We start from the raw sequence: 12423 nt of genomic DNA on the forward strand, positions 1-12423 counted from the left end.
AAACAGGCGGTCAATTTGGCCGCCTGTTTGCTTTAAAACAATTTTTATGCCCGATATTGCCCAAAGATTTCCCCAAAACCCTATACTTTCTCCTAAAGATTTAATCCCCAGCAGGGCCGGACTGGAAATCGAGTGCCTGTTAAATCCAGGTGTTTTTACCTTTGACGGTAAAATCTGGTTGCTCATCCGCGTGGCGGAAAGACCTCAACAAAAAGAAGGTTTAATCTCGTTTCCGGTATTAAAGGGCAGTGGGATAGAAATTATGGCAATCGCAGAAAACGATCCGCATCTGGATGCAACCGATCCAAGAGTGATCAATTATAAAGGAGCCGACTACTTAACCACCTTATCGCATTTACGATTGGTTTGTAGTGATGATGGTATACATTTTTATCAGCCTGATGGCTATTCTTTGTTACAAGGTGAGGGAGAGGATGAAACTTTTGGTATCGAAGACTGTCGCGTGTCCTTGATTGACGGCACTTATTATTTAACTTTTACTGCAGTATCTGAGCATGGCGTTGGCGTAGGCATGCGTACCACGAAGGATTGGAAAACTTTTCAGAATCATGGAATGATTATTCCACCGCATAATAAAGATTGTGCTTTATTTGAGGAACGCATCAAGGGCAAATTTTATGCGCTTCATCGTCCGAGTAGTGTTGCTTTGGGCGGCAACTACATCTGGCTGGCCGAATCTCCTGATGGGATCCATTGGGGTAAACACAAATGTATTGTTAAAACCAGACCGGGCCTTTGGGATAGTGCCCGTGTTGGCGCAGGTGCTGCACCCATAAAAACTGCAGGTGGTTGGCTCGAAATATACCATGGTGCAAACGAAAAACACCAGTATTGTCTGGGCGCTTTTTTAATGGATTTGGATGATCCATCGAAAGTACTGGCCAGAACCGAAGCGCCTATTATGGTGCCAAGCACTGATTATGAGTTGCATGGTTTCTTCGGTGAGGTGGTGTTTACAAATGGCCATATTGTTAAAGGGGATGAGTTAACCATTTATTATGGCGCCGCCGATGAATTTGTTTGTGGAGCCAGGTTTTCGATAAAGGAAATTTTGGGGGCACTGGTTTTTTACCACTAAGACACAAAGGCACAATTTGTTTTTTCTACATGATGCAACAAATGAACCGGTCTAAGATGGGAGTTTGGAGTTGAGAGTTTGGAGTCAGTTAACCGATTAAATAGTCCGGAGTGGTTTTTATCACTTTACAGCCCCAAATAATACCACAAAATCTCGTTTTTAAACCGGATTGAAGTGGAGATCCTTTTTGCGGCTAAGCATAAGTGTTGGGCAAAAAAGATCGCAACAGAAAGCCGGAAGAAACACTAAAAAAATCTACGGAACCCTGCTTTCCCAATCCAAATCAGGATTTGTTTCTACGCCCTGCTATCAATGAAAGAATGGCTAATGAACTTACTGCTACGCCTGCCTTGTCATTCAGACAGGGAAGCACGGATTAGCACAGAAGATGTTTGCTTTTTTACCACTAAGACACGAAGAGCACAATTTGTTTCTGGATCACGTTGTTACTAATGACCAATGAACCAATGGCTAATGAACTAAATAAAAAAGCGACCCCCGTTTCCGAGAATCGCTTGTAATTTTGATTTTAAGGGATCAGGGTTACCTTCCTGCCCTCAACCTTATTAGTATCCAAAAATCTGCTCTAAACTCAATTTAGTCACCGGACCAAATTTTGCTAAATCAGCCATGTTGATTTTCTTTTCAGAAGCAACGATACAATAGCTGTAAGGTTTGCCCGAAAGATTGGTCTGGTGGAAAGATTTTACATCGTTAAAAGTTAATGGTTTTAAGTTGGCGTACTCATCAATTCTTGAATCGTGGTCGAAACCTAATTTTTTATCAGCCAGATAGGTATAGATAATTCCATCCTTAGTGATGCGGCTGGTTTCGATACCATTTAATGAATTGGCTTTAGACAAATCGAACGATTTATCCGATTCTGGTAGCGTAGTTAGCAACTCATTCATTCCAGCAACGGCCTCGTTCATTTTATCGGCCTGTGTACCTACATAAGCGATAATCGAATTCTCTTTCTCTTTGGTATTTGGAGAAGAATATACGGCAAAAGTAGAGTAGGCAAGCGCCTTAGATTCGCGGATGGTCTGGAATACCACAGAACCCATGCCACCACCAAAATAATTGTTGAATAAAGCGATTTTTGCCGCATTAGTTGGATCGTATAAGCCGCCATTGCGTACCCAACGGATTTCTGCCTGCACCATATCGTAATCGGCAAAGTAAACTTTGTTCGAATCGGTTTTGGTGTATACAAATTTCTTGATCGGCGCAGCATCGGTAAATTCTTTTGCCAATGGGTGTGCTTTAACAATATCAGCAGAAAACGCTGCTAAAGTTTTAGGCCCGTAATAAGTAATGGTGTGTTTGTAATTGGTGAGGTTATGTAAGATATAAATCAGATCAGCTGATTTCATATTCTTGATCTCATCATTGGTTAATCCATAATTGAAAGGATTATCGGCACCAAACTGTGCATAACTCATTAAACCGCCTAAAATTGATGATTTATTTAATTTCGCATTATCTCTAGATTTTAACAAACGGCCTTTTAAATCTTCCAAAGCTTTTTCGTTTGGTTTGCAGTGTGCCAGTACGTCTTCAAGAAGTGCAACGGCCTTATCGAAGTTTTCCTGTAAACCACTGATCGACACCGTGGTTACATCAGTACCCACGTTAACACTATAACTGCAGGCAATGTTGTAAAAAGCCTTGCTGATATCCTCAGCAGAATATTTATCCGTACTTAAGAAAGACAGGTATTGAGCTGCATATGGCAATAACTTATAATTGTAAGAACCCATGTCGAAACGGTAACCCAGACGGAAAATTCCGTTCTCCGTGTTTTGAACCGCAATTACATCAGCAATACCTGCTTTACCAAAATTAAGGTCTTTGGTATAGTCTAAAAACTTCGGAGCGATCGGTTTTACCGGAGCAGCAATAATGTCTTTTGTAAATGGAGAAACCTCATTAACGTTGGTTTTTACAGCTGTGATAGCTGGTTTTTCCACTTTAACAATGCTTTTGTCTTCACCTTTATGTTTTAAGATGGAAACATAATCATTGATGAAAAATTTATTGGCAAAATCTACGATTTCCTTTTTGGTTACTTTGCCCATTGCATCGGTCGAAGCTAAGGTTTTATCCCACTCCGTACCGCGGTTTTGGATAAAGGCATTCATGGCGAAATCTGCGCGAACATCGTTATTATCAAAACTTTGCAACTCGGCCAATTTGATGTTTGCAACAGTTGCTTTAATCAGGCTTTCGTCGAACTCGCCTTTTTTAAGCAGTTCTATTTGTTCTAACAATAATTTCTGTGCTTCTTCCAGGCTTTGTCCGGCTTTAGGCGAACCAGATAAAATAAAGATTCCATAATCTTTCATGGAGTTATAACCTGCACCGGCACGCAACATTTTTTGTTGTTTGTTGATGTTGATGTCCATTAAACCCGCTTTACCGTTGGCCAAAATGCTTCCGATTAAATCCAGCAATAAACTTTGGTGGGTATTTTGTGCAAAACCTCTGTAAGCTACATATAGGTTTTCGGCACTCGGACCGTAAATATCAACTGTTTGAACCTGAGTTAAAGGTTTTTCTGGAGCAGGGTTGTAAAGCGACAATGGTTTTGAAACCATATAGGCAAAATCTTTATCGATTTTTTTGATCAGGTCGTCATAGTTAATATCGCCACTCATAATTAAGGCCATATTGTTCGGCACATAATATTTGTTGTAATATTTTCTGATCTCAACTAACGATGGGTTTTTTAAATGTTCAATGGTACCAATGGTAGTTTGTTGTCCGTAGTTGTGTGTTGGAAACAAAGCATATAACATTTTCTCGTACATTTTACGTCCATCGTTATCCATACCGATATTTTTCTCTTCGTATACAGCCTCTAGTTCGGTGTGGAAGATACGGAAAACAGGTGCGCGGAAACGTTCGGCCTGTACGGCTAAAAATTTATCGATGGCATTAGATGGAAGATCTTCCTCATAAACGGTTTCTTCTACTGAAGTATGTGCGTTTGTAGAGTTACTTCCGATCGATTTCATCATTTTATCGTATTCGTTTGCGATAGAATAATTAGATGCATCGCCCGAAGTTTTATCGATTTCTTTGTAGATTTCTTTACGTTTTGCCGGATCGGTGGTTTTGTTGTAGGTTTCGTAAAGCGCCTCGATTTTATCCAACAATGGCTTTTCTTTTGCGTAATTTAAGGTTCCGAATTTGTCTGTGCCTTTAAATAAAAGATGCTCTAAATAATGTGCCAAACCTGTATTGGTGCGCGGATCGGTATTGCTACCTGCTCTTACGGCCATTTTATAGGTAATATTAGGCTCTTTGTTATTTTGCGATAAAATTACTGTTAAACCGTTTTTTAAGGTATAAAAACGTGTTTTGGTCGGGTCGTTGGTTACATATTTGTACGTAAAGCCACCTGAAGTTCCTGTTTTCCATTGATAGGTTGTTTGCGCTTTTGCTAAAGAACCTGTAATCAGAAAACAAGCCAAAGTAAATAGTTTGAATTTCATTGAATTGGGTTTGGTTTTATGGTAATGAGTGGGTATCTGGTAGTTATAGAAAAAATCCAAATACAGCTTTCATTTTTAATAAGTTATTTATTCAAATATATATGCTTTCTGCGACCGAATGAAAATATTTTTTATTTAGAAACTAAAAATCTAGGAATAAATGATTTTTGCACATAAATCGTGCTTTATTGTGCCTTGAATTTATAATCTGTATTTTTACCGGCATGACAAAGCAGGGCACAAAACCGAATATTTTAGTGGTAAACGACGACGGCATTACAGCTACAGGTATTAAAAATTTAATGGAAGTAATGCAGGAGTTGGGTAATGTGGTAGTTGTTGCACCAGACAGTCCACAGAGTGGGATGGGACATGCCATTACCATAGGTAAACCGATCCGTTTTGATAAAGTGGAGCTTTATGATGGTGTTGAAATGTATAAATGCAGCGGAACTCCGGTCGACTGTGTGAAAATCGCTGTGAATAAGATTTTTAAGGGTAAAAAACCTGATCTCTGTGTATCCGGAATTAACCATGGATTAAATAATTCAATCAATGTGTTGTATTCGGGTACCATGTCTGCTGCGGTAGAGGGCGCAATAGAAAAAATTCCTTCTATTGGTTTCTCTTTAGATGATTTTGCTGCAGATGCCGATTTTAGCCATACCAAAAAATATATTAAAAATATCTGTGAGCAGGTTTTAGCCAATGGTTTGCCCGAAGGAACTTTATTGAATGTTAATTTCCCAAAAGGCGATCATTTAAAAGGTGTTAAAATATGCCGTCAGGCCAATGCCAAGTGGATGGAAGAATTTGATGAAAGAACAGATCCTTATAAACGTCCGTATTATTGGTTAACAGGTGTTTTTGAAAATTTCGATAAAGGTGAAGATACTGATGTTTGGGCATTGGAGCATAATTATATTTCTATCGTTCCGGTCCAGTTCGATTTAACGGCACATCATGCCATACAAACATTAAATAGTTGGGATTTTATTGGCGACACTGATTCGAAGTCTGCAACTACTAAAGTTTCGGCACCAGACGGCATTAATTTAGGTTAATTGATTGTTGTTATGAATGATCGGTTAAAAAGATTAAACAATTCGGTATGGCTTGGTTTGGGTATTGGTTTGCTTGTGCCCGCAATTTGTTGTTCAATTGCCTGGTATATTATTCACCATGTTACTTACCTTGCGAAAGCCGATTTGTTATATATCGGTGGTATTGCGATAAACGCTTATACCATGCAATACTTTTTTAAATGCAATAAAGAAAATATCGGAAGAGGCATATTGGCTGCAACATTTGTATGCGCTTTTGTGTTTTTTGCATATAAAGTCTTTTAATTCTTAGGCGTCATTGCGAACTGAAGAAGAGGATTGTGAGATGGCGTGAAGCAATCTTTGAACAACGAAGAATTAAGAAATAAAATATTAATAAAAGATTGCTTCGTCGTTCCTCCTCGCAATGACGGTTTAATTATAACATCAAAAAATATGAAATATTACCTCGTAGCCGGAGAAGCCTCAGGCGATTTACACGGCGCCAACTTGATGAAAGCCTTAAAAACTGAGGATGGCGAAGCTGTATTTCGGTATTTCGGAGGTGATAAAATGCAAGCTGAGGGAGGCGAGCTGGTTAAACACTATGCCGATATGGCTTTTATGGGTTTTACTGAGGTGATTTTAAATTTGCGGACCATTTTTAGAAATCTTAAAGCCTGTAAAGAAGATATTTTACAATGGAAACCCGATGTGCTGATCCTGATCGATTTCCCAGGCTTTAACTTAAAAATTGCTGAATTTGCAAAAGCGAACGGTATAAAAGTTTGTTATTATATTTCGCCTAAAGTTTGGGCCTGGAACCAGAAACGGGTACTGAAAATAAAAAAGGTAGTCGATCATATGTTTTGCATTTTGCCTTTCGAAGTAGATTTCTATAAAGAGTGGGGCATGCAAGTTGATTATGTGGGTAACCCATTATTGGATGAAATTGCCCAATTTACACCAGATGTAAACTTTCGTGAGAGAAATCAATTGGGTGATCAAAAAATCATTGCCTTATTGCCCGGTAGCCGCAAACAGGAAATAGAACGCCTGCTCCCGGTAATGTTAAGCATTACCGAAAATTATCCTGATGATGTGTTTGCCATTGCGGCGGCGCCAACTTTTTCCGAAAGTTATTACCGCCAGTTTACAGGAGATAAAAATGTTCAGCTTCTTTTTAACAATACCTATAATTTATTGCACCATGCCCATGCTGCAATTGTAGCTTCAGGAACAGCTACATTAGAAACTGCTTTGTTTAAAGTACCACAGGTGGTGGTGTATAAAGGTGGAACAATCTCAATCGCCATTGCCAGGATGTTGGTGAAAATTAAGTTTATTTCACTGGTTAACCTCATCGTAAATAAGAAGATTGTAACCGAACTGATTCAGGAGGATTGCAATACCCAAAAAGTAAACGAAGAACTTAAAATGATCCTGGCAGGAGCGGGTAGGGATGAGATGTTAAATCAGTACGATGAGCTGCTTTTACTCATGGGAAAACCAGGAGCTTCTGCAAAAACGGCCAAACTCATTGTCGAAAAATTAAAGGTCTAAGCACTTGGGTATAAGAGTTTGCCCGGCTTGTAAAAGCATAATAGTTTTGGTTTATTTAGTCCTCATAAAAAGCTGACGATTTATAATAATGTAAGGCATTCAAGCCATCATTTTTTCTCATCTAGCATGATTACATTGATATGGAATTGCTCATTTTCCTGATTTATTAGTAAAGGTTTATTTTATCTGCTAACGTAACAATTTAAGTTTTTTTTGTTTTTTTTAAAACAATATGCTGTTTAAGGCGTTACTAAATCGTTTTGCGGAAATCCTAACTCTAACTGATTAATCTCCTTGCTCTTATTAATTTGGTAAAAAGGTTGGCCGCATTGCGTAACTAATTATAAACTAAACTAGTGAGTGCCCATGAGAAACATTTTACTCAGGATATCAGGATTTCTATGCCTGGTCCTACTTTCAAGCCCCCAGTTGTTTGCAAAAATTAAGAGCGAAAAAATCAATTTTAACCGCTATTATTTTCAGCAAGACACAACTAAAAAACAAGACACCACCAAAAAAGTACCAGTTGCAAAACCTGCCGATACGGTTAAAGCTCCTGCGAATCCTTTGGGTGGCGCACGTCCGGTTACTACTCCGGCGCCTGTGCCAGCAGCTGGAACTCCAGCACCTTCGGCTACGGCTGCTCCTGCAACAGCAGGTCAAAAAACGATTACCGGTACTGTTGTAGATGAAAAAAAAATAGGTTTACCCGGTGTTGGGATTAAAATACAAGGCAAAACTGGTGGAAGTGTAACCCAGGAAAACGGTAAGTTCAGCATCAATGTAACTTCGCCAACCGATGTACTGGTATTCAGCTATATCGGCTATCAATCCAAGTCTCTTCCCGCGGGTAATGGAGTCACACCTTTAACGGTAAGTTTGGTGCCATCAGGAGCACAAAATTTAAGTGATGTAGTGGTGGTGGGTTATGGAACATTGAAGACTAAAGAGGTTACGTCTTCTGTGGCACACGTAGATACCGCCCAATTTCGGCAAAGTGGTGCCCGTAGTCCGCTTGATCTGATACAAGGTAAAGTAGCAGGTTTAAACCTCACCCGAACGAGCGGATCAAATCCCAATTCTGGAGTAAACGTACAACTTAGGGGGGCGGTAACCGTAACAGGAAGTTCCAGTCCGCTATTTGTAATTGATGGTATCCCGGGCGGAAACCCAGATTTGTTGCAACAAGATGATATCTTATCAGTCGATGTGTTAAAAGATGGTTCTGGTGCCGCCATTTATGGTACCAGTGCAAATGCTGGTGTAATTTTGATTACCACTAAAAAAGGAAAACCAGGAGCACCACAATTTAATTACTCCTCTTATTTCCGAAAAGAATACATCCAAAACAGGTTAGATTTTTTAACGGCAGATGAATTTAGACAAAAAATTACTTCCGGAGCTTTAGATGCACAAGATTATGGTGGAAGTGAAGATTTATACGGAAGTTTGGTCAATAAGGATAACTTATCACAAAACCATAACCTTTCATTATCAGGCGGTACCAATAATACGAATTACCGTGCAAGTTTAAACTACCGCGATTTACAGGGTATTGGTTTAGAGAATGGAAGGAAAGAATACACTGTTAGGTTAAATGTTAACCAGAAAGGCTTTAACGATAAGCTGAATATTCAAATGAACCTAGCTTCGAACTTTAACAATGCAAATACATTAGGTGGCAGCGGTTGGGAAGAAGAACTGGTAAAAAATCCAACCAAGCGGATCTATAATGAAAACGGTACCTATTATTTTGATAACCAAAGTACGAACCAATATGCCAGATTACAGCAAGAACGCAGTAAAAGACAGCAACAAACAAGCTCGGCAGATATTAAAGCGGATATCGACTTAGCTAAAGGTTTAAAGGGATCAGTTTTTGGATCTGTTCAACGCGATAGCTACACCGATGGGGCATGGGCATCTATTTTTTCCGAACGTTCGGTAGAAGATGCAGATTATCCTGGAGGTGGTTATGCGAGTAAAGGGAATTTCTTATCGCAGGCTTTTGCTTTCGAACCTACCTTGCAATACAATACCATTATTAAAGAAAAACATTCAATTTCTGCCGTAGCAGGTTATAGTTATCGGTATAATGTAGAAGAAGGCCAATCGGCGAGTAACAGGGGTTTTATCAATGATCAGTTCCATGAGGATAACTTAACCACTGGTATTGCGTTAACAGACGGCAGAGCAACAGCAACCAGTTTTAAAAACGACAATACCTTGATCGCTTTTTTTGGAAGGATCAATTATGCTTTCGATAATAAATACTTATTACAGCTGATTTTAAGACATGAAGGCTCATCCCGTTTTGGTATAAACAATAAATGGGGAGATTTTCCAGCGGTTTCGGTTGGATGGAACATTTCTGACGAAAATTTCATGAAGGATATTAAATGGGTTAACTACTTAAAATTACGTGCGGGTTATGGAGTAACAGGTAACTCTGGTTTCTCAAATAATGCCTCAAGAGTAGTTCTAGGTGGTGGTGGTAGATATATCTATCCAGATGGATCATATCGCGAAACTTATGGTCCAACAACCAATGTTAATCCTGATCTGAAATGGGAAACCAAAAGAGAATTGAACATTGGTGCTGATTTTACCTTGTTTAACAGCAAACTTAAAGGTGCCCTAGATGTATTCGATCGTACAACTAAAGATTTGTTAGACCTATATACTACGCCTCAGCCACCTTATGTTTTAGCTGGTATTAATGCGAATGTAGGTACAATTTCGTCAAAGGGTATCGAGTTGGCATTGAGTTACGAAGCCATCAAAACAAAGGATTTGACTTTTAGCATGGATTTTACAGGAAGCACACTAAGCAATAAATTGGTGAGTTACTCAAACGATGTTTTTGATGTTAAATATAAAACGTTTGGTGATATAGGTGGCGCAGGTGCTTTGGGCAGTGCAATCACCACTTATGAGGGTGCACCACTAGGCGAATTTTGGGGCAAACGTTTTGCAGGCTTCGATGCAGCAGGAAAATGGTTATTCTATAATAGAAATGGTGTCGCCGTGCACAACGACCAGATCAATTATTCAAAAGACCCAAATCTAACCGATTTGGCACATATCGGTAATGCCATACCAAAATACTACGCATCCTTTACGGCGAATTTAGCTTATAAAAACTGGGATTTCAGAATGTTTGTAAGAGGAAAATTCGATTATCAGATCTTAAATACCACCGCACTCTCATACGGTAATCCATCTATCAAAGGAAGTAACTATTTGCGTTCTGCATTCGACAAGTTTAGCCAGATCAACGATACCTATCAGTATTCTGATTACTATCTTGAAGATGGAACAAACCTTAAAATCGATGAGATTACAATTGGATATAACTTTAAGCTCAAAACCAAGCTGATCCGTAATTTAAGGGTTTATGCTACCGGGCAAAATTTAGTTACGCTTACAGGTTATACCGGAAATGATCCGGATTTCGTACTCGATTCTGGCTTAGGTCCAGGTGTTGATAATCGAAATGCTTACCCAAGTACAAGGTCATTCTTGTTCGGTCTAAATCTTGGCTTTTAAACATAATATCATGAAAAAGAATTTAAAATATATAGTATTGTTTGTACTTGTAGGACTAGGCTTCTCCTGTACTAAACTAGATGAAAATGCCTACGATCAGATTCCTGCAGATGTATTCTATACCAATAAAAATGAGGTTTTATCTGCAGTATTACGTCCCTATACGCATGCCAATGCCTGGGTTACCCCATCCGGCCAAAATGGTTGGTGGCGCATGGCGGAACTTTCTGCCGATCAGCTGGCCTGGCCAACCAAAGGCCCGCACGGTGAAGATGGAGGCCAATGGAAAAGATTACACTATCATAGTTGGACTGTTGATGAAGATGGTTATAATAATGCCTGGAACCTGATGTACTGGGGGATGGGATTGTGCAATAGCCCAATACAAAATCTAGAAAACAGAAGTATTTCGCAAATGGGAATTACCCAGGCAGAGAAAGACTCCTATATTGCGGAATTGAAGCTCCTTAGGGCGTTCCATTATTTAAAGCTGATGGATTTATTTGGTAATATCCCTATTAGCCTCAGCGTACCAATAGGTACTGTGCCAACTTCAGATTATCCTGCAACATCAAGCAGAAAAGAAGTGTTTGATTTTATTGAAAAAGAGATCAAAGAGAATATTGAGAAAACACCAAAACTTTCAAGAGAGATGCTTGGTAGGATGAGTCAGGCAGGTGGTTATGCCATGTTGGTAGAGCTGTATCTTAATGCTGAAGCCTGGACAGGTACTCCACGTTGGGACGACTGTATTGCCGCTGCCGATAAACTGATCACTAACCAGGGCGGAGGCCAGAATGGCGCTATGGCTTTAGATAATGATATTCTAAGTCAGTTTAATACCACTAACGATCTATCAAAAGAAGTGATTTTTTCAGTCGCTTATGATTATAAACGTGCTAATTTTGAGCCTGGTTTTGCCGCAGATTTTTTCCACTTTGCACAAAAGGACATTTATGGTGGTGGTAGAAACGGCAATGATGGTGTAGTAGTGATTCCGAATGTTTATAACAAATATGATAATGATGATCAAAGAAAGAAACAATGGTTGCTGATTGGCCCACAATTTAAATTTGCAAATCTTAAAGAGCCGGTATTAGGAACGGTAGAATATGCAGGTAAACCGCTGGTTTTTGTTGATAATATCCAAAAAAATTCAAAAAACTCTGTTGTTTCTACTATGAGCGAAGGGGAAGAAAATAGTGGTGTGCGTTTTAACAAATACAGATTAGGGAATTCGATTGCAGGCTTTGCGCTTAACGGAACCGACACTGTTAGGGTTCAGCCTGATCCAAATTATAACAATACCGATTGGAACATTTATCGCTTGACCTGGATTTATTTTGCCAAAGCAGAAGCAATAATGCGCAAAAACGGGGGGGTAGCTACTGCTGAGGCTGTTACTTTAATTAACGATGTTAAAAAGAGAGCCTATACTGCCGCAACCTGGCCAAGTCATGCTTATACAACCTCTACCTTAACTTTAGATGAGCTTTTGGCAGAAAGAGGAAGAGAATTTATTTTCGAAGGGTTTAGAAGAGATGATCTGATCCGTTTCGGTAAATTTACTACTACTCAGTGGTGGGACCATAGCCCATCCTCAGCATTCAGGAATTTATATCCAATTCCACAACAACAGAGAGACTTAAATGCGAAACTCACCCAAAAC

The 12423-nt window shown here is 39.3% G+C and carries 7 protein-coding genes; 6 read left to right on the top strand and 1 reads right to left on the bottom strand.

Annotation, left to right across the window (positions count from 1 at the left end; translation table 11 throughout):
* Nucleotides 1–46 precede the first annotated feature (46 nt).
* Nucleotides 47–1099, top strand: a complete 1053-nt coding sequence (locus tag R2S57_RS14745) for a glycoside hydrolase family 130 protein (RefSeq protein WP_316845718.1) — start codon at nt 47–49, stop codon at nt 1097–1099.
* A gap of 566 nt (nt 1100–1665) precedes the next feature.
* Here the strand turns inward: R2S57_RS14745 and R2S57_RS14750 are convergent.
* Nucleotides 1666–4599, bottom strand: a complete 2934-nt coding sequence (locus tag R2S57_RS14750; RefSeq protein ID WP_316845719.1) for a M16 family metallopeptidase — start codon at nt 4597–4599, stop codon at nt 1666–1668.
* A gap of 224 nt (nt 4600–4823) precedes the next feature.
* Here R2S57_RS14750 and surE point away from each other — a divergent pair, with 224 nt between their 5' ends.
* The 5 genes from surE to R2S57_RS14775 form a co-directional block, all read left to right on the top strand.
* The gene (gene surE, locus R2S57_RS14755; protein WP_316845720.1) at nt 4824–5663 is read left to right on the top strand and encodes a 5'/3'-nucleotidase SurE; all 840 of its coding nucleotides are present in this window, start codon (nt 4824–4826) and stop codon (nt 5661–5663) included.
* Between the two features lie 12 nt (nt 5664–5675).
* On the top strand, nt 5676–5948 hold the full coding sequence (locus R2S57_RS14760; protein WP_316845721.1) for a stationary phase survival protein SurE: 273 nt from the start codon (nt 5676–5678) through the stop codon (nt 5946–5948).
* 150 nt (nt 5949–6098) lie between these two features.
* Nucleotides 6099–7205 carry a lipid-A-disaccharide synthase gene (lpxB, locus tag R2S57_RS14765; protein WP_316845722.1) on the top strand — a complete coding sequence of 369 codons (1107 nt, stop codon included), beginning with the start codon at nt 6099–6101 and terminating at the stop codon, nt 7203–7205.
* 366 nt (nt 7206–7571) lie between these two features.
* A complete protein-coding gene (locus R2S57_RS14770; RefSeq protein ID WP_316845723.1) occupies nt 7572–10754 on the top strand; it encodes a SusC/RagA family TonB-linked outer membrane protein in 3183 nt (1060 codons plus the stop codon).
* 10 nt (nt 10755–10764) lie between these two features.
* The coding region (locus R2S57_RS14775; protein ID WP_316845724.1) for a RagB/SusD family nutrient uptake outer membrane protein at nt 10765–12423 on the top strand (1659 nt) is incomplete at its 3' end.

The organism is Pedobacter psychrodurus (genome assembly GCF_032678585.1).
Classification (GTDB): domain Bacteria; phylum Bacteroidota; class Bacteroidia; order Sphingobacteriales; family Sphingobacteriaceae; genus Pedobacter; species Pedobacter psychrodurus_A.